Genomic DNA, 20,638 nt, shown 5'->3' with positions numbered 1-20,638 from the left:
TGCCGGGAGAGCCGGCACCCGGACCCGCCACCCGGCAGCTGCACAGGAACGAGGAACGATGCCCCGCGAGACGACCCGAGACCGCCGCGAGCGAGTCGCAGCGATGCAGGCCGCCCAGAAGCGGTCCGAACGTCGGCGCCTCCTCGTGGTCGTCGGCGCCTGCGTCGCCGTCATCGCCATCATCGCCGCGGCCGTCACCTGGGCCGTCGTCGGCGAGCAGAGCAAGAAGGACCAGGCGCTCGCGGCCATCAGCGGGGACGCCGGCGCCGCCTCGTGCGATCCCATCACCAACGACCCGGCCGAGGGCAGCGGGGACCATGTCGGCCCGGGCACGAACCAGCCGGGCGTCACGAAGGTGCAGTACTCGACGGTCCCGCCCTCCAGCGGCAAGCACTTCGCCGTGCCTGCCGTCGACTCCCGGCGCGTCTACACGGTGGCGGACGTGCCGGCCGTCGAGACGCTCGTGCACAACCTGGAGCACGGCTACACGATCCTCTGGTACGACCGCTCGCTCGAGAAGGAGCAGGCCTCGGCGTTCCAGGCCCTCGCCACCAAGGTCAACGCCATGAAGGAGTCGGCCAACAAGTTCCTGGTGGTGCCGTGGAACCCCGCCTACGGGGCGTTCCCGGCCGGCAAGAAGTACGCCCTGTCGCACTGGGCGGCCGACGTCGACCCGAGCACCGGCCAGGTGCGCCAGCAGATGGGCCACCGCCAGCTGTGCGGCGGCCTCAGCACGACCGTGGTCGAGGACTTCGTCAAGAAGTTCCCGTGGAGCTCGGCGCCCGAGCCGGGCGCCGCCTGAGCGGTCGGGCAGAGCGGACCCGACGCGTACGCCCGCGGTCCCCGTCGACCCCACCCCGGCGACCCCACTCCGCCGACCCCACTCCGCCGACCCCACTCCGGCAGTCCCGATCGTCCCGGGTTAGCCTGCGGGAATGGCCATCACCGGTGAGTACGTCCCCAGCCCCAGCCAGTGGGTCCGCGACCAGGTCGGCACGATCGAGGCGACCGGCACCACCGACTCGGTCGACATCATGGGCCTTCCCGTCGTCATGCTGACGATGCGCGGCGCCAAGAGCGGCGCCGTCCGCAAGGTCCCCCTGATGCGCGTCGAGCACGACGGCTCGTTCGCGGCCGTGGCGAGCCAAGGTGGCGCGCCGGCGCACCCGCAGTGGTACCACAACCTCCTCGCGCACCCGGACATCGAGCTGCAGGCCGGCACGGACACCTTCCCCGTGCACGCGCGTGAGCTGGCCGGCGAGGAGCGGGAGCAGTGGTGGGAGCGCTGCGTCGCGGCCTTCCCGTCCTACGCCGAGTACCAGACCAAGACCGACCGGCTCATCCCGGTCTTCGTCCTCGAGCGCCGCGACACCGGCCGCTGAGTCGCCGTCAGCTGAGTCGCGCCGACCTGGCGCGCACGCGTCCGTCAGCTGCGCAGGTCGGCATCGGTGAGCTCGGCCTGCTCGGCGGCGTGACGCTGGCTGACGAGGTGGTGCGAGCGGGCGTAGAGCCAGCCGCCACCCGCGCACGCGACGTCGACGACGGTGACGATGAAGCGGGACATGATCGCGACCGCGGCGGCCGCAGGCGTCGGGATCGCCGTGGCGAGGGCCAGGGTGAGCAGCCCCTCGCGGGCGCCAAGGCCGGCAGGCAGCACCACGGTGAGCATCCCCAGCGACACCGCCAGGGCGTAGCCGGTCAGCGCCGCCATGGTCAGGTCGGGGTGCGGCGTGCCGTCCCCGGCGACGGCCCGGGCGAGCAGCAGCGTGTGGATCCCGAAGGACAGCCACACCAGGACGAAGATCCCGACGGCCCGCAGCACGGCGCCGCCCGAGAGCTGCTGCTCGAGCGGCTGCCGCTTCAGCAGGCGCAGCGCCCGGTCGATGATGGCGTTGAGCAGCCGGGGGAAGCACAGCACGACGAGGATGGGCAGCCCGAGCAGCAGCCACCAGTCGAAGCCCCCCGACTCGCGGGTGAGCAGCAGGGACGCTGCCGGCAGGCCCACGAGCAGCCCGGTCAGCAGCGACAGCCCGAGGGCGAGCAGACCGGTCACGGCCGTGCGACGGCGCGGCACCTTCAGGTGGCTGCCGATGTCGGCCTGGACCAGCACCGACCAGAGCGAGCCGGGGAGGTACTTCCCGAGCTGCCCGACGAAGTACACGCCGGATGCCGGCGCGACGTGGAGGTCGGAGCCGAGGTCGCGCAGCAGCGTCTTCCACCCGATCATCGTCAGCCACGTCCCGACGCCGGCCGCGAGCGTCGACCACGCGAAGGTGGACCACGAGATCTTCCCGAGCTGCACCGACATGTCGGCCCAGTTGCGGGCCACGGCGTAGCCGACCGCGGCGAGCGTGACGAGCGCGATGCCCACACGGAGGACGGTGAGGATCTGTGAGCGCTTCATGTCCGCACCATCATCGCAGGCTCGAGGGGGTGCTCAGCGACGCCGCAGCGTCAGCCGCACGAGGGCGTATGCCGCGTCGTCGGCTCTCGCGCGCGAGGCGGCCTGCCGCATTCGGGCGTTGACGTCGCCGTCGAGGTCGCCGACGAGCACGAAGCCCAGGTCGTGGGCACGGGCCAGGACGCCGCGCACGTCGGCCGGGCCGACCGCGCCCTCGGCCGCTCGTGGTCCCAGCGGAATGGTGACGACGAGCAGGCCGCCGGAGCGCAGCGCCCACGAGGCCTGCTCGAGCACGTGGTCGACATCGTCGCCGTCGCATCCTCCGGGGTGGATGCGCGCGATGACGTCGAGGGAGCCCGCGTCGACGTCGAGCGCCGCGACACTGGGGTGCTCGCCCGTGAAGTCGATCTCGACGGGCGCGAACCCGACGGCGCGCGCCCAGCGGGACAGCAGCGAGCGAGGGCCGCCCTCGTCGACGATGACGGCACTGCGGCGGCCGTCGTCGCGGACGCGAAGGACGGCGGCCAGGGTGCCGAGCGCCGCCCACGCCGAGACGCTGTCGAGCGACCGGGGCAGCCCGATGATGCGGGCGAGCCTGCGCGCGTCGTCCGCCTCCTCGGAGTCGCCGAGAACATCCGTGGCCAGCACCCAGTGGGGCAGGTCGTCCGGGCGCAGGGTCACGAGCGCTCGGCGGCCGGAGAGCGCGCGGGAGAGGCCGCCTCGGGCCAGTCCCGCGAGGTCGCCCGCGGCTCGGCTGCCGACATCGGCTGCGGCGCGGGCTACGGCGTGGCCTCGGACGAGCTGGGACGCCTGGCGAGCACCCGCGCCGACGCGCCCGCGTACGTTCCCGAGCCGGCTCCCCCACGAGCCCGAGCCGGGCACGCCGCGCGGCTGTTCGGGCGAACCCGGTGAGTCCGAGCGCTGCGACACCTCGTCGGACGCCGCACTTGCTTCGCAGGCCTCTCCGAGCAGCACACTTGCGTCGACGGACAGGGCCTCGATGGCGCCCAGGTAGTGCGCCCAGGCGCCTGAGAGGTCGGGGGTGCGCACACCCTCTGCCAGGCGTCGCCGCAGCTCCGGGTCCCCGAGCCGCTGCAGCGCCGCGGTGAGCGCGGCATCGTCGTCGGCGGGGACGAGCACGCCGTCCACGCCGTCGGTGACCTCGGCCGAGAACGGCGGCAGGTCGGGCGCCAGCACCGGCAGGCCGTGCGCATGCCCCAACAGCACGCCACGGGAGTCAGCGGCGGACCGGAACGGCAGCGCCAGCACGTCGTGCTCCGCGAGGAGGGTGGCCAGCTCGTCAGAGGGCACCGTGCCCTCACGGACCTCGACGCGGCCGGTCAGCTCCGGATCGGCCGCGAGGCGACCGACGAGCTCTCGCTCGCTGCCAGAGAGCTGCCCGGCGATCGTCAGGGTGATGCCGGGCACGGGGCCCATAGCCCGCAGCAGGTCGGTGACCCCGACGACGGCGTCGGCATCCTCTGCGCGTCCGAGCGCGAGCAGCCGGGTCCGGCCGGAGTGCCACCGGTGTGAGGGCGGGGTCTCGTCCGTGCCCCGAGGCAGGTCGAGGACGGATACGTGCGAGGCGCCGAGTGCCCGGGCGACGCTCGCCCGTCCCGGGTCGTCGACGAGCACCGCGTGCACGCGCGAGAGGAGGGCCGAGACCAGCCGCCGGTCGAAGGCCCGGCTGTCGAGGGGCAGCTCGCCGAGGATCACGACCACCGACCGGGGGTGCGGTCCGGCCTCCCCCGGCACTGCGTGCGCCGCGCGCAGGAGCGTGAGGTGGGCGGGAGCGAGCTCGGCGCGCGACTGGACCACGACGATGACGTCGGCGCCGCGGAGCCGCCGCCCCGCTCGGAGCCAGCTGTCGGGGCGGGTCCGGACCAACGCCCTGATCGTGCGGGGGAAGGACGGGACGTGCCGCCCGGCTGCCGGTCGCGGCCGCACTCCCTCGCGCCGTCGGGACGGGTCGGCCCAGGACACCAGCGTGACCTCGTGGCCGGCATCGTCGAGGTGGTGCGCGAGCATGGTCGTGTGCCCAGCGGCCGCGCCGTCATCGGGCCCGGTCGGACCCACGACGGCGATGCGGAGGGCTGCGGACCCGGCGATGTGGTCTCGCGCGCCGGCCGAGTCCTCGCTGGCCCACGGTCCCGCGTCGCGCGAGACCGCGCCGATGTGGGTGCGTGACTGGTGTGGCAACGCGTCCGTCATGGTGACTCGACTCTAGTTCCAGACGTACGCCCTCGCTGCTCCTCGCCGCTCGGGCTCGCGTGTCGGGCCGGCCGACGACGCACGGGCCGGCGACCTCGTCAGCGCACTCGCGCGGCGCTCTCAGGCGCTCTCGAGGCGCTCACCGGCGCGGTCCTGAGCGTGGCCGGAGCATCCCGCCCACCGCTCTAGGCTGGGCGCATGCAGAACGAGGACGTGTGGATGGTGGTGCCGCTCTACAACGAGGCCGCCGTCATCGCCGACGTCGTGCACGAAGCCAGGCGCGTCTTCCCCAACATCGTCTGCGTCGACGACGGTTCCCGCGACGCCTCCGCGAGCCTCGCGGCGCGCGCCGGCGCTGCGGTGGTGCGCCACCCGGTCAACCTCGGGCAGGGCGCGGCGTTGCAGACCGGCTTCGACTACGCCCTGGGTGACCCGGCGATGCGCTACGTCGTGACCTATGACGCCGACGGGCAGCACCAGATCGAGGACGTCCGGGTCATGCTCGAGCGGATCCGCCGTGGCGATGTCCAGGTGGTCTTCGGCTCCCGATTCCTCGACGAGCGCACCGAGGCCTCGGCGCCCAAGCGTGCCGTGCTCCGGGCGGCGGTCGCCTACACCAACCTGACGACCGGCACCCGACTGACCGACGCCCACAACGGGCTCCGGGTGCTGTGCCGCGACGTCGTGGAGAGGCTCGACATCACGCAGAACCGGATGGCGCACGCGTCCGAGATCGTGGCCCAGATCGGCTCGATGCGCCTCGACGGGGCCAAGGTCACCTACGCGGAGGAGCCCGTGCACATCCTCTACACCGACTACTCCCGGGCCAAGGGCCAGTCGATCTGGAACGCGATCAACATCCTCGCGGAGCTGATCTGGCGATGAGTCGGCAAAGTGTCATCCAGATCCTGCTCATCGCGGCGGTGCTCGCCAGCGCGTGGCGGCTGCTCGCCGGGACCGGACAGCGCACCCAGGCCGTGCGGCGCCTCGGCCTGCTGCTCCTGCTCGCGCTCGTCGTCTACTCGATCATCGACCCGAGCAAGACGTGGACCAACCTCGCCCGCGCCCTGGGGGTCGGCCGCGGCGCCGACCTGATCCTCTACGGCCTCGCGGTCGCCTTCTTCGGCTTCGTGGTCACCACGTACAAGCGGTTCCGCGCCATGGAGACCCGCTACACCCGGCTCGCGCGGCGCATCGCCCTCGACGAGGCGCGCCCGGCGACGGAGCACGTGCGGGCGGCAGGGTCGAGTGAGACACTGTCGGCCGATGTGACCCCGCCCCCCAGCGTGAAGGCAGCAGATGCCGACTGATCCGAGCACTCCGCGGCGCTCCGGCGACGACGCCTACGTCGTCGACACCCGGCGTCGCCCCGAGCGGGCCGGCGGCCGTGGGCCCTCGACCCGACGCCTCGGTCCCGACGGCGACGGTGGCGCGGACGACGCCGTCCTCGTCGACACCCGCCGGCGTGGACGGGCGCCAGGGGGGCCGGACGGGCCCGGCCGGCGGCCGACCGCTCCCGCGGCGGTCCCGGGCAGGCCCCGTCGGCGGCGCCGGGGACGCATCGTGCTCGTCGTGCTGCTGGTGCTCCTGCTGGCCTGGATCGGTTTCCTCGTGTGGGTGCCGCTCAACGCATGGAGCGCGGTCAACAAGGTCGACAACGTCCCCGCGGGCGACCGACCGGCCGACACCTCCGGCCACAACTACCTGCTCGTCGGGTCCGACAGCCGCGAGGGGCTCACCAAGGCGCAGCGCAAGAAGTACGCCACGGGCAACGCCGTCGGCAACCGCACCGACACGATCATGCTCGTGCACGTCTCCGAGAGCGGCGGCAAGCCGGTCATGGTGTCCCTGCCGCGCGACTCCTGGGTGCCCATCCCCGGGCACGGCCACGACAAGATCAACGCCGCGTACTCGATCGGCGGGCCGAAGCTGCTCACCGAGACCGTCGAGCAGTCGACCGGCATCCACGTGGACGGCTACGTCGAGATCGGTCTGGGCGGCTTCGCCAACGTCGTCGACAGCGTCGGCGGGGTCAACCTCTGCGTCCCCCGCGACATGAAGGACAAGAAGGCCGGGATCAACCTCAAGAAGGGCTGCCAGACCCTCGACGGGGGCAACGCCCTCGGCTACGTGCGCTCGCGCTACGAGGACCCGCTGGGTGACATCGGCCGAGCCGCTCGCCAGCGGCAGTTCCTTGGCGCCCTGATGAAGAAGGCGGCGACCCCCTCGACCGTCCTGCTCCCCTGGCGCTACAAGAGCTTCGCCGACGCGTCCGCCGCCGGGCTCGCCGTCGGCGAGGGCACCGGCATCATGGACGCGGTCCGGGTGCTGCAGGCGATGCGCTCGGTCAGCAACGACGAGGGCCTCTCGCTCTCGGTGCCGACCTCGACCCTCTCCTACCGCACGAGCACCGGCGCCCTGGCCGTGAAGTGGGACACGGTGCGCGCGAAGGCGCTGTTCACCGCGCTGAAGAACGACGAGCCGATGACCCAGGCGCCCCCCGGCACCACGGTCAAGGAGGGCGGGAACAGCTGATGGCCCGTCGACGAACGGTGGCCGCGTGGTGAGCCCGGCCCTGCTGCCGGCCGACGTGCTGGCCCGCATGGTGGCCTCTGACCCCGGCCGTCCCCGGCTCACGTGGTACGACGACGAGCCCGGCCCGACCTGCGGCGAGCGCATCGAGCTCAGTGCCCGGGTGCTGGCCAACTGGGTCGCCAAGGCCGCCAACCTGCTGCAGGACGATGCCGACGCAGGGCCCGGCACCACCGTCGGCATCGACCTGCCGGCGCACTGGCGCTCCCTCTACTGGGCCCTCGCGGCGTGGTCGGTGGGCGCGACCGTCGTCGTGGGTGACGCCGCGCCCGGTGCCGACGTGCTCGTCACCGACTCACCGGCCGCGGCCGCCGCCCACGGGGGTGACGCCGTCCTGGTGTCGCTGCCGGCGCTGGCGCGCAGCCACCCCGAGGCCGGCGCGGCGCCGTCGGCGGTCGACGAGGCCCGCGAGCTGTCCACCCACGGCGACCTCTTCTCCCCCGCAGCGGACCCGGAAGCCGGGGACGTGGCGCTCGTCGTCGACGGCCAGGACACGGCATACGGCGAGGTCGTGACGTCCGCCGAGGAGTGGGGCGACGCTCCCCGGGTGGCCCTCGAGGGCTCCCTCGACCGGGTGCTGCGCCGTGCACTCGCGGCGTGGGCGGCGGACGGGTCCGTCGTGCTGCTGCGCGGCGGGCGGCAGGACGTGCAGGACCGGCTCGCCTCCGAGGGTGTGACCCTCGACGTCCGCCACCTCGCCTGAGACGCGGGCCCTCGCCCGAACAGGGTTGCTCAGGCCGACAGGCGGTCGAAGAGCGACCACGTCCGCGAGGCCACGACGCCGGTGCTCGCGAGCCCCGCGCGCGCCTGGGCGGCCTTGACGGCCTCCCGGGTCACGAGGTCGAACACACCGGTCTCGCGCACGCCGAGGAGGCGCTGCACGGCGACGACCTGCGGGCCGGTGTCGCCGGCACGCAGCACGGTGGAACGGTCGGACACGAACGGGAAGTCCCGGGCCTCGAGGACGTCCCACAGCTCGGGGGTGACCACGCCGGTCTGCGGCATCGCGAGCGACCGCTGGAGCCGGGCGACCTTGGCGGTGGTGAGGACCCCGTAGACGCCGTCGACGGCGAGGCCGCCGAGCGCGCGCTGCAGGACGCGGACAGCCGCCCCTCGCGCACCGGTTCCGATGGTCAGGCCCTTGTAGGGCGTGTAGCCGGTCGCGACGTCGACCTGCGCGACGCCCACGCTCGTGCGTGGCGACCTGCTCGCGTAGGCGGTCATGGCGTGGTCCTCCCCCAGTGTGGTGCAAGCGCGACAGCGGTCCGGCGGGGCAGCTGAGTCGCCACCGCCGATCACTCCTGCACCATTTATGCACCACCGTCACAGTGACCACAAGCGCCTCAGGAGAACTACAGACCTGTAGTTCGTCGGCGCCACCCGACGGTCAGCGTGTACGGCCTACGTGGGGCCCGCCACCACAGGCCGACGCACCGTGTGGGCTCACCCCACGGCCCGGGAGCGGCATGGCGCGGATAGAGTCCGGCACATGGACAAAGTCGTCTCCACACCCCAGGAGGCCATCGCCGGGATCCGCGACGGAATGTCGCTCTCCGTCGGCGGTTTCGGCCTCTGCGGCATCCCCTCCGTCCTCATCGCGGCGATCCACGACGCCGGCACCAGCGATCTCGAGGCGGTCTCCAACAACTGCGGCGTCGACGACTGGGGGCTCGGAGTGCTCCTGCGCGACAAGCGGATCCGCCGCATGGTGAGCTCGTACGTCGGGGAGAACAAGGAGTTCGAGCGGCAGTACCTCTCGGGCGAGCTCGAGGTCGAGCTGACGCCGCAGGGCACGCTGGCCGAGCGCCTGCGGGCCGGCGGCTCCGGCATCGCCGCCTTCTTCACCATGACCGGCGTGGGCACCCAGATCGCCGAGGGCGGGCTGCCCTGGCGCTACGACGAGGCCGGCAACGTCGCCGTCGCCTCGCCGCCCAAGCAGACCCAGGACTTCGAGTGGATGGGCGAGACGAGGACCTTCGTGCTCGAGCAGGCCATCACCACCGACTTCGGCCTCGTGCGCGCCGCCAAGGGCGACCGGCACGGAAACCTCGTCTTCAACCAGTCGGCCCGCAACTTCAACCCGCTGTGTGCCATGGCCGGACGCATCACCGTCGCCGAGGTCGAGCAGCTCGTCGAGCCGGGCGAGCTCGACCCCGACGAGATCCACCTGCCGGGCATCTTCGTGCAGCGGGTGCTGCCGCTGACCCCCGAACAGGCCGCGGAGAAGCGGATCGAGCGGCGCACCGTGCGCCCGCGGAACGACGGCACCGAGGCGCCCGCCGGGGCGGGCGCCGGCAGCGAGACCCCCGCGACCGACAGCAAGGAGGCCTGAGCCATGGCCCTGACCCGTGAGCAGATGGCGGCGCGCGCCGCGGCCGAGCTGTCCGACGGCGCCTACGTCAACCTCGGCATCGGGCTGCCCACCCTGGTGCCCAACTACGTCCCGGACGACGTCGAGATCGTCCTGCAGTCCGAGAACGGCATCCTCGGCGTCGGCGCCTACCCGTTCGACGGGGACGAGGACCCCGACCTCATCAACGCGGGCAAGGAGACCGTGACCCTGCGCAAGGGCGCGGCGTTCTTCGACTCGGCGACGAGCTTCGGCATGATCCGCGGCGGCAAGGTCGACGCCGCGATCCTCGGGGCCATGCAGGTCTCGCAGCACGGTGACATCGCCAACTGGATGATCCCCGGCAAGATGGTCAAGGGCATGGGCGGGGCCATGGACCTCGTCCACGGGGCGAAGAAGGTCATCGTGCTCATGGAGCACAACGCCCGCGACGGCTCCTACAAGATCGTGAACGAGTGCTCCCTGCCCTACACGGGCCGTGCCGTGGTGCAGCGGATCATCACCGACCTCTGCGTCCTGGACGTCACCGAGAAGGGGCTCGTGCTGCGCGAGCTGGCGCCCGGGGTCACCGTCGAGGAGGTCCGCGAGCGCACCGAGCCGGAGATCACCGTGGCGCTCTGACCCGCCGACCGAACACCGGACGGTCCTCCTCGCCCAGGCGGGGAGGACCGTCCGCGCGTGCGGCTAGCCGCCGTAGTAGCCGAGCAGGTCGGCGATCAGGTCGACCGAACCGCCCGTGCTGGCGAGCGCGACGCTCGACGACTTGATGCCCGACACCACCAGGCCCGAGACCACCTGACGCGGGACCGGGTTGAGGTAGGAGGTGTTGGGCCGCGGGAAGCCCGTCGGGTATGCCGTGACGGCCGCCGGCTGCGTGGCGTTCGTGCCGGTCAGCGCGAAGGCCACCCCCGTCGCCGACGAGGGGACGCCGGCCAGGGTGACGTCCAGCGGACGGCTGGCGACGAGCGGTGCGTATGCCGACGCCCAGCCGTAGCGTGTGTCGAGCACTCGGCGCGGGCTGACCGGCGTGAAGCGGGAGCCCCCACCCGTGACGAAGAACCCGGCCAGGTCGGCGACGACGTCCGTGGCGGCGGAGGCGTGGATCGTCACGGTGCCGCCCGGCCCGACGGGGACGGTCGCGAGGTTGGCCACGGTGCCGCCCGCGGCGTAGTTGAGGTTGGACGTCCCCGGGCGGGCCGCACCGCCGGCGTATGCGGTGAGGAAGCCGTCGCCCTGCGCGCGCGTCGCGGTCAGGTTGAGGTTGACGGCGCGCGTGCCGGCCGGGAGGCCGCCGATCGTGAGCGTGAGCGGGCGCGACGGAGTGACCTGCTGGACCGGTGCGCCCAGGCCCGACCGGGTGTCGAGCACCCTGCGGAAGGAGCCCGACAGGCCGGCGGAGGAGCCCTTCGAGTAGTAGCCGGCGAGGTCGGCGATGAGGTGCACCCCGCCGCCGGCGTTGCGCAGCGTGATCGCCCCTCCGGCGCCGATGCCCACCGTCACCGCAGTGGCGGTCGTGCGGCCGGGGCTCGTGCTCAGGACCGAGGAGCTGCGGGGCGCTTGCCCGGCGGGATAGGCGGCGATGGAGGTGTTGGCCGAGGCCGCCGTGGTCGTGAGGTTGACGGTGACGGCGGTGACATCCGCGGGCAGGCCCGCCGGGCGGATGGTCACAGCGCCCCAGGGCGCCAGCAGCCCGCGTGGGGCGCCCACACCCGACCGCGTGTCGATGAACCGGCGGGCGGCGACCGGCGTGTACTTGCCGGCGACGCCGACGTACTGGCCGGCGCGCCACTGCGAGGCCGCCGACGAGCGGATGGCGGCCACCTGCGGGTAGGCCGAGTCACCTGGGCAGCTGGTCAGGCTGAGGTCGCGGTGGCCCATGACCCGGGGCTTCGTGACCCACACGCCGGAGGCGTAGCGAGTGCTGCCACCCGACTGCAGCCTCACGGTCGAGGCCGGGTCGAAGGGCGAGCGGTCGGCCTCCCAGGCGATGACCCTGGCCACCGACGACTGCACCGCGCTGGGGAACTTGACCGACGTGAAGTCCCCGATCACGGACACGCCGAACGTGGAGTGGTTGAAGCCGCCGCTCTGCGCGCCCTGCGTGAAACCGCTGATGCTGCCCTTGCGGCCCTCGTAGATACGGCCGTAGCGATCGACGAGGAAGTTGTAGCCGATGTCGCACCAGCCACGGCTCTGGGTGTGGAAGGCGAAGATCGCCCGCATGAGCGCCGGCGCCTGCGCGGCGGTGTAGCTGTTGGTGTCGACGGTGTGGTGCACGACCGCGGCCTTGAAGCCGGCGAGCCGGTCGGGCTGGCAGGGCATCAGCCTCTCGTCCGCGCCCCACTGCGCGCGCGTGACGATGGCAGGCGGGCTCACGGACGACGTCGACGCCGCGACTGCCTGCACCGCAGGGGTCGTCGTGGCCGCCGTCGTGTCGAGGGCCGCCGTCTGGACCGTCCCCGTGGAGGCCGCGGCGGTCCGGGCAGGCCCGGCGGAGGGCGTCGCCGTGGCGACGGGAGTCGGCGTGAGCGTGGCGTCGGACGGATCGCTGCCGCCGTCGACCACGGTGAGCGTGAGGTCGCGGGGCACCGCGCCTGCCTTGCTCGTGACGCGGACGTCGATGCCGTCAGAGCCCGCGGCCGTCACGGCTGCGGATCCGGCCTTCTGCCGGCGCGCCTCGACCGAGCCGGGGTCGGGTCCGTCCTGGGAGTCGATGTCGACGGGCCGCCAGGCACTCCAGCCGTGGGTGTCACGGGTCCGGACCTCGACCGCCAGTCCGTTCGGTGCGGTGCCGGAGAAGCTCACGCCCGCCACGTCGAACGGCACCCCGAGTCGGGTGGTGGCTGCCGCGAGCCGGTCTCCGGAGGCGGGCGCCGCCGCCCTCTTGGCGGCGGCGACCGCGGGGATGGGCAGCCGGGTCACGCGCGGTGGGACCGCGGGGCCGCGGGCCTGGCCGACCGCGGGTGCGTGGCCGACCGCGGGTGCCTGGTCGACTGCGAGTGCGGCGTAGTCGGGCGCGCCGGCCAGGGCCGTGGGTCGGTCGGGTGGCGCCGCCACGGCGGTGCCGGCGCAGAGTGCGGCGCCGAGCACGACCACGACGGGCGCCGCCAGGCCGGCGCCGCGAAGTCTGTTGCCCCAGCGGCCGGTGCGATGTCGGTCGCCGTGATCGGTGTGTGCGGATGGAGTCATGAGCTGTCCCTTCGAGCCACCGGACAGGGAATGTCCGGTTCATGACGATATGTCCGCTGTGGACGCAGGGCACGTCCAGGGCACGCCGAATTTCGCACCAACCCCTCGGGCGGCGGACCCGACGGCCCGCGACCGGCTCGCCCGGGAGCTGAAGATGCCGGTCGTGGCGGGAGGTGCCCAGCAACTCGCATACGATTCCCTCGTGCCTGAACCGTCGGAGAGCGTGACCGAGACCACGAGGCCGCGCGCGGGCGAGGGCAGTGTGGGCGACTCCGAGCCTCCGGGCGACGCCACAACGGTCGAGGAGGCGCCACAGGACGTGTCGAGGGACGCCTTGGCGGGCTCGCCGTGGAAGCGCGTCGACTTCGGGGTGGCAGCGGCAGTGACGGCGGCGACGATGCTCGTCGCCTGGGTCTTCCGCTCCGAGATCATCAGCAGCGACCCGTGGCACTACGTCATGGCCGCCATCCAGTTCCCGCAGCACTCCTGGGTGCCACTCGGCTACACCCGCTACGGCATGATCCTGCCGCTCGCGCCGCTCGTGCTCGCCTTCGGCCACGCGCCCGCGACCTTCTACCTCCCCGCGATCATCGCCTCCGGGGTCCTGGCAGGCTGCGTCTACCTCGTCGGGCGGCGGTGGTGGGGCCACGTTGCCGGCATCGCGGCCGTCGTGCTCCTGCTCAGCAACTGGATCGTCTTCACAACCCTCTCGCGCTACTACCCCGACATCCCCTCGATGGCTCTCGTCATGGCCGCGCTCGCGGTCGCGGTCGCCGCTCGCGGACGGATGCTGGCGAACGCCCGCTGGGCGGGCCTGCTCGTCATCGTCGCCGGCTTCCTGCTCGGCTGGAGCTTCGAGACCCGCGAGACCGCGTTGTTCGCCTGGCCGGCCGTCGTCGCGGTGCTGTGGGTCCGCGGGCGGGTCGTGCGCAACGCCCTGCTGACGGCCGCCCCGGTGCTGCTGTGGGCCGTCGTCGACGTCGCCATCGGAGCCCTGGCCTACGGCGACCCGCTGCTGAAGCTGCACACCTTCACCCGCCAGGACCTGAGCACCACCAAGAACCCGGCCGACGTGGCGGTGATGGACCAGTTCGTCGGACTGCCCCGCGTCGACTACCTGACGATGATCCCCCGCCTCGTGCTCGAGCGGCACGTGCCGGGCGGCGTGTGGTTCCTGGTGCTGGCCGCGATCGCCGCGCTGGCGATCTTCGTGCGAAACGCGGCCGTGCGCGTCAGCGCCGCAGGCCTGCTCGTCTCCTACCTCCTGTTCGTCGGGATCAGCGGCTTCTTCATCCCCTCGCACCCGGCCGGTCGACTGGACGTCGAGCGCTACTGGATCCAGTTCGTGCCGTGGATCGCCCTGGCCGTCAGCGGTGCCCTGGCCGTCCTCGTCCGGAGCGTCCTCGTCCGGGCCGTCCCGGCCGCCGGACGGCCCCGGGCGCAGCAGCTGGCCGTCGCCGCGGTCGCGCTGCTCGTGGCGGTCCTTCCCGCGGTGTCCGTCGCCCGGGCCGCTTCTGCAGCTCCGACGCTGGCGACCAACGGCGGGACACCGCTGGCCGGCGTCTCGGCCGAGCTGTCACGGCTCCGGCTGCCCGAGCAGGCGACCGTCTACACCGACTGGCAGACCGCCCGGGTGCTGCCCATCTACCAGCGCCCGTGGTTCGGCGGCTCGAAGCGGTGGTATGCGGGTGTGCGCTCGATCACCGGCAAGCGGCAGCCGGGTGCCGGCGACTACGCCCTGCTCGTCACCGCCACCGCGGACGCGACGCCGTGCGGCTTCTGCACCGGGGCGTTGGCACCGTGGCGCAAGCGACACCCGAGCCTGCCCTCCAAGTGGACCAAGGTCTACGCCTCAGCGAACGAGGGCTACGTCCTCTACGCCGTGCGCTGAGGGAAGTCGCGGGCGAGCGCACGCCACACGAGCGTGGCCAGCCCGGCCGAGACCGTCAGGCTCACCGCAGCGACGGCGAGGCTCACCGCGGTGGAGGCGTCGGTCGGCAGCAGCCAGGCGAGCAGGAACGTCACCGCACCGAGCACCCAGATCCCGGCGCTCGCGCGGTGCCGGCCCAGGGCCACTGCGGCGGGCTGGAGCACCAGGGTGAGCAGGTAGCAGGCGAAGCCCACCGTGAGCAGGACCATGTCGAAGCGACCCAGGTGGTACTGCGGTCCGCCCAGCAGCCCGAGGAGCCACGGTCCGGCGACCGCGACGGCGCCGACGGCCACCACCCCGAGGGCAGCCGTCAGGGCCAGCACGCGCAGCACGGTTCCCCGGAAACCTGCGGCGTCACGCTGCGCGACGGAGCGGGCCAGTCGCGGCATGAGCACCGCCTGGACCGCGGCGAAGGCGAAGATCGGCAACCGGGCGATGAAGGCCGCAGCGAGGTAGCTGCCGTCGTGCGAGGGGTTGGGCGAGTCCTGGACGTAGCGGATCGCCACCGGCCCGAGGTTGACGAGCGTCAGGGAGATGACCGAGGCGACGAGCAGCGGCGCCATCATGCCCGCCATGTTGCGCACGACCGGCACCGAGGTGCGCTCCGGACGGTCCTTGCGGGGCCAGGTCAGGGCGACGGCGACGGTGAGCGCGACCGGCACGATCGCGGCATACCCCCACGTCGACGCGAAGCCGGCCACCACGCAGACGCCGACGAGGACCAGCCGCACGCTTCCCTCGGCGATGAGCTGCCCGCTGTAGCGCCCGAACGAGCCGCGCCCGGAGAGCGCGCCGCGGGAGACGTAGGCGATCCCGAGGGTCAGGAACGCGCACAGGGTGATGACCCAGAGCGTCCCGGCACCCGGGTGACCCGACGCCAGCACGAACGGAAGCGCCACGAGGGCCAGGGCCACCCCGAAGGCCGTCGAGACGATGCCGGCCGCGCTGAGGACCGGGCCGACGTGGCCGCCGCTGTGCACGGCGGTGGCGGTGCGTCGGCTCACCTCCTGCTCGAAGGGCAGCATCGCCCCGAGCCCGAGACCGTAGGCCAACCCCCAGAAGAGGTTGAAGTCGGCGAACTGGCCGGGGCCCAGGGCTCGCAGCACGACCGCGGTGAAGGCGTACGTCGACAGGCCGAAGAAGCCGAGCCCGACCGCCACCCGGACGGTGCCGCTCCTCAGGGCGGCGATCGCCGACGCGCGAGGCGTCCGCCGGGCCTCGGGACTCACCCGCTGCGTCAGGTCATCCTCCACGGGTGACCAGCGTCCTGCGGGCCCGGCGCCAGTAGGCGTCGAGGCCACGGTTGACCAGGCCCATCCCCGGGGGCAGGGCCATCATCGGCGGCTCGACCTTGGAGACGAGCAGGCGGGCGATGTCCTCGTCGCTCGCGGTGATGTCGGCCTGGACCCGGCGGCGACGGGCCCGGAGCAGCCGGGTGTGGCGGGCCAGCCACCACCAGGAGCGCAGCTTCTGCTTGGACCAGCCCTGGAGCACCGCCTGCACGAGCAGCAGCAGCTCCATCGCGAGCACGGCCGGCAGGACCGAGCGGAGCAGGCGATCGGGGTAGGTCGTCAGGACCGTGATGAGCCGGTTGCGCTCGACGAGGTACATCTTCAGCGGCGACCGGCCGAACTCGTAGTGGTGGTCGGCGACGGCCTGCGGCACGAAGCGCACCCGCCACCCGCGCAGCCACGTCCGCAGCGACAGGTCGGTGTCCTCGTTGTAGGCGAAGAAGAGCTCGTCGAAGCCGCCGAGGGCGTCCCACGCCTCGCGTCGCATCGCCAGGAGGCCGCCCGTGGCGACGGCGACGTCACCGGGGGTGTCGTGCTCGCTCGCCGGCTCCCCGCACGCCCCGGCCCACGAGATGCCGCTGAAGTGGAGCGGGTTGCCGACGGAGTTGACGAGGTCGGGCTGGTCGGCCAGCCGCAGGCAGCCGCAGGCGATGCCGACCGAGGGGTCGGCGAGGGCCTGCGTGAGGGCGTCGAGCGCTCCCGGTCGCAGGATGGCGTCGGAGTTGACGAAGACGAGGACCTCGCCGGTCGCGGCATCGGCGCCGCGCACGCAGCCACCGGCGAAGCCGGTGTTCTCCCCGTGGCCGACGACCCGGACGACCGCGGGCCAGCCATCCTGGCGTGCGGAGCGGCCCTCGATGCCGTTGTCGACGAGCACCACCTCGTCGTCGGGGCCGCAGTCGGCGGCGATGGCCGTCAGCGCCTCCTCCAGCAGCGGTTCCGCGCCATATCCAAGTACGATGACGCTGCGCATGCGGGTGCTCACGGTCTCCAATTCTGTTCCGGTAGGGTCGTGCCGGTCGCGACGCGAGAACCGCCGCTCGTCGGTACGGAGATCGCCCGACAGCTCGCTCCGAGCCGGCGGAGCGGGCGTGACCGCGGATCAGTCTAGCTTCTGCCGTGACCCGCTCTCCCGACGCACGCAAAGGACCAGGGTTTCCATGGAGTCAGACCCCAGACGCCGCAACGAGGACGTATGGGTGGTCGTTCCCTGCTACAACGAGGGGCCGGTCGTGCGGGGGGTCGTCGAACGCGTGCGCGAGCACTTCCCGAACGTCGTCGCCGTGGACGACGGCTCGCGTGACAACTCCGCGGAGGAGATCGTCGCCGCGGGCGCGCGGCTCGTCCAGCACCCCGTCAACCTCGGCGCCGGCGCCGCCTACCAGACCGGCATCGACTTCGCCCTGCGCGACCCGGGCGCCGAGATCTTCGTGACCTTCGACGCCGACGGCCAGCACCAGGTCGAGGACGTCGTGGCCATGGTCGAGCACCTGCGCAAGGTGGACACCGAGGTGCTCATCGGCTCGCGCTTCCTCGGCTCCGTCGACGGCATGTCGCCCTCGCGGCGGGCGCTGCTCAAGGCCGCGGTGGTCTTCGAGCGCCTCACTTCCGGGATCGCGCTGACCGACGCCCACCAGGGGCTGCGCGTCTTCCGCCGGTCCTTCGCCCGCGTCCTCGACATGAAGTCCCACGACATGAGCTGGGCCAGCGAGTTCCTCACGCGCATGGCCGAACACCACACCACCTACGAGGAGTACCCCGTCCACGTGATGTACACCGACTACTCGCGGAGCAAGGGCCAGCGGTCCATCAACTCCGTGAACATCGGGATGGACGTGCTCATCAACAAGCTCCTGCGAGGTCGCTGATGCAGTGGATCAAAGTCCCCCTGGTCCTGGCGGCGGTGCTGATCCTCGTGATCGTCTTCCGCAACCGCCAGCGCGTCGAGCTGCGCGCCGGCTCCCGGCTGCTCGTCCTGCTGATGGCCGTCGCCGCCGTCGCGTCGATCATCGACCCCGACATCCCCCAGGCCTTCGCCAACGCCCTCGGGGTCGCCCGCGGCACCGACCTGCTGCTCTACCTGCTCATCGTGGTGTTCGTGCTGACGACCCTCGGGCTCTACTTCCGGCTGCGCGACACCGACCAGCACCTGCGGCGCCTCGTGCGCTCCATCGCCATCGACGAGGCGATCCGGCAGGACGGGCCGCCCGGGCGCACTCCGGGCACGCCCGGTTCCGATCCCGGCACGACCGACCCGCGCACGTCCTGAGTCGCCGCCAGCCGGGCGGGGAGCGCCCGGCCGCCCGGCTCAGCTCAGCCCGGCGATGTGCTCGATCAGGCCCGTGGTCGACACCGACGGGGTCCGCGGCAGGTAGACGACGTCGCACACGTCCTTGACCCAGTCGAACTTCCCGGCCCAGTCGTCACCCATGACGAGCACGTCGGCCTTCTGCTCGAGGATGTAGTCGCGCTTCTGCTCGAGCGACTCCTCGAGGAAGACGCCGTCGACGACGCGCAGGCTGCTGATGATCTCGAGCCGCTCGTCCTCGTTGAAGACCGGTGCGCGGCCCTTCTTGGCGATGTTGAGGGCATCGGACGACACGCCGACGACGAGGCGGTCGCCGAGCTCGGCCGCGCGCTTGAGCACCCGGACGTGGCCGACGTGGAACACGTCGAACGTGCCGAAGGTGATGACGGTGGTCGAGGACAAGGGGTGTGCTCCTTCAACAGGTGTGCGCAGGGCCCGACCGGACCCGCTCAGAGGTCCTCAGAGGCTACCGTCTCGGGGCTACCGTCTCGGGGGCTACCTGCGGGTGCTCGCCCGAGCAGCCGCTCGGCCGCGTCCGCCAACGTCGTGTCGGCCAGGCCGGCGCCGTCGCTCACCCTCCCACCGTGCAGCACCGCCGACGCGAGCTGCTCCGCATCGAGTGCGCACAGCTCGACGCCGCGGGGCCGCGGCGCGCAGTCGCTCGCGACCACCCGGGCCCCCAGCGCCTGCGCCTCCCGGACGACGAGGCTGTCACCGTCCCAGCTGGTCGGGCGCAGGAAGACACCCGTCCGCGCCAGCACGTCGCTGACCTGCTGCGGTGTCAGGTCGAACGAGAGCTGCACCCAGTCCAGGCCCGCGACCCGGGCCCGCAGCTCGGCCAGCTCGGCCCCGTCGTTGCCGTAGGCGAGCAGGTGCAGGGTCGCATCCGGCCACTGCCGCCGCACTCGTTCGGTGGCCTCCACCCCGAGGACCGCGTTGTAGTGCGGCAGCCCGGCGTTGGTGGCCAGAGCCAGAGCGTGTGCGTCGCGGCCGGGGGTGCCCCTCACGGCCATCCCACGCGCGTCGAAGGGGGTCACGACCGTCGTGCGCGCTGCGAGGTCGGCAGGCAGCAGGTCACGTATGGCGCCGTTGACGGCCCAGATCTCGTCGAAGGCCCGCAGCGCCCTCAGCACGAGCCGACGTCGCCACGGGGCCATGGCGGACAGCTGCCCCGCCGTGGACCCTGAGTGCAGCACCAGCGCCTTCGCGCCCGGCAGGACCGCGAGGGCCGGGGCCAGCTGCGCGGCGCGGAAGAGCCGGGTGATGTGCAGGACGTGCAGCGAACGACGGTTCCAGAGTGATCCCGCCGCGCCCACAGCGCGGCGCGCCGAGCCGGTGTCGAGATAGGTCACCTCGTGCCCGTCGGCGCGCAGCGCCGCCGTCATCTGGCGGTGGCTCGTCATGACACCGCCCACCTCGCCGTGCTCCTGTGCCCACTGGACGACGTGTCCCCCGCCCGACGGCACACCCGAGCCCGACGGCATACCCGAGCCCGACGGCATACCCGAGCCCGACGGCATACCCGAACCCGGCGGCACGGCCGAGCCGGCGGACATCAGTCGAGCCTCGAGCTCGTGAGGACGCCGAGGAGGTGCCCCGCAGCCGTGACGAGCGCCAGCGGCAGCATCACCACCACGAGCACCTGGGTGCCGAGCAGGTCACCGTGTGCGACGTCGACGACGGCCGCGAGCAGGGCCAGCAGGCTCGCCTCGACGGCCACGAAGGCCCGGAAGAAGGGCAGGTGCCCGAGGGCCCGGCGTACGGCAGCGATCCCCGACACCTTCGAGGCGGTCACCTGCGCCACGTCCTCGAGCATCGGTCGACCGGTCTTGGCCCGGGCCACCACGACGAGGTCGGTGAAGGCCTTGTTGAGCAGCACGACCACGGCCACGAGCAGGCCGAGGACGGTGAAGCCGCCGACGTCGCTCGGCCGGCCGAGCGACCAGCCGTCGGCGCGCAGCCCGATGGCGATCGGGATCGCCGCCTCGGTGACGTAGTGGCCGATGCGGTCGAGGTAGATGCCGGCCGGTGAGAAGCGCTGGCGCCAGCGGGCGACCTCGCCGTCGGAGCAGTCGAGCAGGATCTGCACCTGCATCGCGACGGCCGCGACGAGCGGCCCGATCACGCCGCCGAACGGGATGGCGAAGGCGCCGAGCACGCCGACGAGGATCATCAGCCAGGTGACACCGTTGGGGCTGATCCTCGTGGGCAGCAGGGCCCTGGTGGCGTAGATCGACAGGTGGCGGATGTAGAGGGCCCCCGCCCAGTGCTCGGCGTTGTAGCGCGCGATGTGCTCCGGCGGCTGGGCCACGGCCCGAAGCTGCTCGAGGGTGGGATGGTCGTCGGTGGGGTCGTGCGTCACGAG

The 20,638-nt window shown here is 72.7% G+C and carries 20 protein-coding genes; 11 read left to right on the top strand and 9 right to left on the bottom strand.

Annotated elements, in window-relative coordinates; genetic code table 11:
- Window positions 1-58 precede the first annotated feature (58 nt).
- Window positions 59-802: a DUF3105 domain-containing protein gene (locus AB0316_RS16610; RefSeq protein ID WP_366274155.1), complete on the top strand. Its 744-nt coding sequence runs from the start codon at window positions 59-61 to the stop codon at window positions 800-802.
- A 133-nt stretch (window positions 803-935) separates the two neighbouring features.
- Window positions 936-1,382, top strand: coding sequence for a nitroreductase family deazaflavin-dependent oxidoreductase (locus AB0316_RS16605; protein WP_366274154.1), 447 nt, complete (start codon window positions 936-938; stop codon window positions 1,380-1,382).
- A 44-nt stretch (window positions 1,383-1,426) separates the two neighbouring features.
- Here AB0316_RS16605 and AB0316_RS16600 read toward each other — a convergent pair whose 3' ends face one another.
- Window positions 1,427-2,404: a lysylphosphatidylglycerol synthase domain-containing protein gene (locus AB0316_RS16600; protein ID WP_366274153.1), complete on the bottom strand. Its 978-nt coding sequence runs from the start codon at window positions 2,402-2,404 to the stop codon at window positions 1,427-1,429.
- Between the two features lie 33 nt (window positions 2,405-2,437).
- On the bottom strand, window positions 2,438-4,612 hold the full coding sequence (locus tag AB0316_RS16595) for a glycosyltransferase family 4 protein (RefSeq protein ID WP_366274152.1): 2,175 nt from the start codon (window positions 4,610-4,612) through the stop codon (window positions 2,438-2,440).
- A 198-nt stretch (window positions 4,613-4,810) separates the two neighbouring features.
- On the opposite strand from AB0316_RS16595, the gene AB0316_RS16590 reads away from it, so the two are divergent.
- From AB0316_RS16590 to AB0316_RS16575, 4 genes are read left to right on the top strand one after another with little or no spacing between them, the layout of a single operon-like run.
- Window positions 4,811-5,497: a glycosyltransferase family 2 protein gene (locus AB0316_RS16590; protein WP_366274151.1), complete on the top strand. Its 687-nt coding sequence runs from the start codon at window positions 4,811-4,813 to the stop codon at window positions 5,495-5,497.
- Window positions 5,494-5,922: a DUF2304 domain-containing protein gene (locus tag AB0316_RS16585; protein ID WP_366274150.1), complete on the top strand. Its 429-nt coding sequence runs from the start codon at window positions 5,494-5,496 to the stop codon at window positions 5,920-5,922. The genes AB0316_RS16590 and AB0316_RS16585 overlap by 4 nt, the downstream gene beginning before the upstream one ends.
- Window positions 5,912-7,147, top strand: coding sequence for an LCP family protein (locus AB0316_RS16580; protein ID WP_366274149.1), 1,236 nt, complete (start codon window positions 5,912-5,914; stop codon window positions 7,145-7,147). The genes AB0316_RS16585 and AB0316_RS16580 overlap by 11 nt, the downstream gene beginning before the upstream one ends.
- Window positions 7,148-7,172: 25 nt before the next feature.
- Window positions 7,173-7,907: a TIGR03089 family protein gene (locus AB0316_RS16575; protein ID WP_366274148.1), complete on the top strand. Its 735-nt coding sequence runs from the start codon at window positions 7,173-7,175 to the stop codon at window positions 7,905-7,907.
- A gap of 29 nt (window positions 7,908-7,936) precedes the next feature.
- Here the strand turns inward: AB0316_RS16575 and AB0316_RS16570 are convergent, their stop codons facing one another.
- The gene (locus tag AB0316_RS16570; RefSeq protein WP_366274147.1) at window positions 7,937-8,428 is read right to left on the bottom strand and encodes a peptidoglycan-binding protein; all 492 of its coding nucleotides are present in this window, start codon (window positions 8,426-8,428) and stop codon (window positions 7,937-7,939) included.
- 265 nt (window positions 8,429-8,693) lie between these two features.
- On the opposite strand from AB0316_RS16570, the gene AB0316_RS16565 reads away from it, so the two are divergent.
- The gene (locus AB0316_RS16565) at window positions 8,694-9,536 is read left to right on the top strand and encodes a CoA transferase subunit A (RefSeq protein WP_366274146.1); all 843 of its coding nucleotides are present in this window, start codon (window positions 8,694-8,696) and stop codon (window positions 9,534-9,536) included.
- Window positions 9,537-9,539: 3 nt separating this feature from the next.
- Entirely contained in the window at window positions 9,540-10,175 is a 636-nt protein-coding gene (locus AB0316_RS16560; RefSeq protein WP_366274145.1) for a CoA transferase subunit B, read from the top strand.
- A gap of 63 nt (window positions 10,176-10,238) precedes the next feature.
- Here the strand turns inward: AB0316_RS16560 and AB0316_RS16555 are convergent, their stop codons facing one another.
- Window positions 10,239-12,743 (bottom strand): N-acetylmuramoyl-L-alanine amidase, encoded by a 2,505-nt coding sequence (locus AB0316_RS16555; RefSeq protein WP_366274144.1) that lies wholly within the window; start codon window positions 12,741-12,743, stop codon window positions 10,239-10,241.
- 202 nt (window positions 12,744-12,945) lie between these two features.
- Between AB0316_RS16555 and AB0316_RS16550 the strand changes: the two genes are divergently transcribed.
- Window positions 12,946-14,634 carry a glycosyltransferase family 39 protein gene (locus AB0316_RS16550; RefSeq protein ID WP_366274143.1) on the top strand — a complete coding sequence of 563 codons (1,689 nt, stop codon included), beginning with the start codon at window positions 12,946-12,948 and terminating at the stop codon, window positions 14,632-14,634.
- Here AB0316_RS16550 and AB0316_RS16545 read toward each other — a convergent pair.
- Window positions 14,619-15,926 (bottom strand): hypothetical protein, encoded by a 1,308-nt coding sequence (locus AB0316_RS16545; protein WP_366274142.1) that lies wholly within the window; start codon window positions 15,924-15,926, stop codon window positions 14,619-14,621. The genes AB0316_RS16550 and AB0316_RS16545 overlap by 16 nt on opposite strands.
- Window positions 15,916-16,950 carry a glycosyltransferase family 2 protein gene (locus AB0316_RS16540; RefSeq protein WP_366274141.1) on the bottom strand — a complete coding sequence of 345 codons (1,035 nt, stop codon included), beginning with the start codon at window positions 16,948-16,950 and terminating at the stop codon, window positions 15,916-15,918. Before AB0316_RS16540 ends, AB0316_RS16545 begins: the two co-directional genes overlap by 11 nt.
- A 175-nt stretch (window positions 16,951-17,125) precedes the next feature.
- Here AB0316_RS16540 and AB0316_RS16535 point away from each other — a divergent pair, with 175 nt between their 5' ends.
- A complete protein-coding gene (locus AB0316_RS16535) occupies window positions 17,126-17,833 on the top strand; it encodes a glycosyltransferase family 2 protein (RefSeq protein WP_366274140.1) in 708 nt (235 codons plus the stop codon).
- Entirely contained in the window at window positions 17,833-18,234 is a 402-nt protein-coding gene (locus AB0316_RS16530; protein WP_366274139.1) for a DUF2304 domain-containing protein, read from the top strand. Before AB0316_RS16535 ends, AB0316_RS16530 begins: the two co-directional genes overlap by 1 nt.
- A 39-nt stretch (window positions 18,235-18,273) precedes the next feature.
- Here AB0316_RS16530 and AB0316_RS16525 read toward each other — a convergent pair whose 3' ends face one another.
- Genes AB0316_RS16525 through AB0316_RS16515 form a run of 3 tightly spaced genes read right to left on the bottom strand, consistent with a single transcriptional unit; the run spans window position 18,274 to window position 20,635 of the window.
- The gene (locus AB0316_RS16525) at window positions 18,274-18,675 is read right to left on the bottom strand and encodes an adenylyltransferase/cytidyltransferase family protein (protein ID WP_366274138.1); all 402 of its coding nucleotides are present in this window, start codon (window positions 18,673-18,675) and stop codon (window positions 18,274-18,276) included.
- Window positions 18,676-18,722: 47 nt separating this feature from the next.
- Window positions 18,723-19,829, bottom strand: coding sequence for a glycosyltransferase (locus AB0316_RS16520; RefSeq protein WP_366274137.1), 1,107 nt, complete (start codon window positions 19,827-19,829; stop codon window positions 18,723-18,725).
- Window positions 19,829-20,635 carry a CDP-alcohol phosphatidyltransferase family protein gene (locus tag AB0316_RS16515; protein WP_366274136.1) on the bottom strand — a complete coding sequence of 269 codons (807 nt, stop codon included), beginning with the start codon at window positions 20,633-20,635 and terminating at the stop codon, window positions 19,829-19,831. The genes AB0316_RS16520 and AB0316_RS16515 overlap by 1 nt, the downstream gene beginning before the upstream one ends.
- Window positions 20,636-20,638 lie beyond the last annotated feature (3 nt).

Source organism: Terrabacter sp. NPDC080008, assembly GCF_040702505.1.
Taxonomy (GTDB): domain Bacteria; phylum Actinomycetota; class Actinomycetes; order Actinomycetales; family Dermatophilaceae; genus Terrabacter.
This window is presented reverse-complemented; position numbering and strand designations above follow the sequence as displayed.

What these genes read in the sequence shown, in the direction of transcription:
- AB0316_RS16570 (WP_366274147.1), bottom strand. Translation starts at nt 8,428, where the DNA reads ATGACCGCCTACGCGAGCAGGTCGCCACGCACGAGCGTGGGCGTCGCG.
- AB0316_RS16560 (WP_366274145.1), top strand. Translation starts at nt 9,540, where the DNA reads ATGGCCCTGACCCGTGAGCAGATGGCGGCGCGCGCCGCGGCCGAGCTG.
- AB0316_RS16600 (WP_366274153.1), bottom strand. Translation starts at nt 2,404, where the DNA reads ATGAAGCGCTCACAGATCCTCACCGTCCTCCGTGTGGGCATCGCGCTC.
- AB0316_RS16580 (WP_366274149.1), top strand. Translation starts at nt 5,912, where the DNA reads ATGCCGACTGATCCGAGCACTCCGCGGCGCTCCGGCGACGACGCCTAC.
- AB0316_RS16605 (WP_366274154.1), top strand. Translation starts at nt 936, where the DNA reads ATGGCCATCACCGGTGAGTACGTCCCCAGCCCCAGCCAGTGGGTCCGC.
- AB0316_RS16590 (WP_366274151.1), top strand. Translation starts at nt 4,811, where the DNA reads ATGCAGAACGAGGACGTGTGGATGGTGGTGCCGCTCTACAACGAGGCC.
- AB0316_RS16610 (WP_366274155.1), top strand. Translation starts at nt 59, where the DNA reads ATGCCCCGCGAGACGACCCGAGACCGCCGCGAGCGAGTCGCAGCGATG.
- AB0316_RS16595 (WP_366274152.1), bottom strand. Translation starts at nt 4,612, where the DNA reads ATGACGGACGCGTTGCCACACCAGTCACGCACCCACATCGGCGCGGTC.
- AB0316_RS16585 (WP_366274150.1), top strand. Translation starts at nt 5,494, where the DNA reads ATGAGTCGGCAAAGTGTCATCCAGATCCTGCTCATCGCGGCGGTGCTC.
- AB0316_RS16555 (WP_366274144.1), bottom strand. Translation starts at nt 12,743, where the DNA reads ATGACTCCATCCGCACACACCGATCACGGCGACCGACATCGCACCGGC.
- AB0316_RS16530 (WP_366274139.1), top strand. Translation starts at nt 17,833, where the DNA reads ATGCAGTGGATCAAAGTCCCCCTGGTCCTGGCGGCGGTGCTGATCCTC.
- AB0316_RS16535 (WP_366274140.1), top strand. Translation starts at nt 17,126, where the DNA reads ATGGAGTCAGACCCCAGACGCCGCAACGAGGACGTATGGGTGGTCGTT.
- AB0316_RS16520 (WP_366274137.1), bottom strand. Translation starts at nt 19,829, where the DNA reads ATGTCCGCCGGCTCGGCCGTGCCGCCGGGTTCGGGTATGCCGTCGGGC.
- AB0316_RS16565 (WP_366274146.1), top strand. Translation starts at nt 8,694, where the DNA reads ATGGACAAAGTCGTCTCCACACCCCAGGAGGCCATCGCCGGGATCCGC.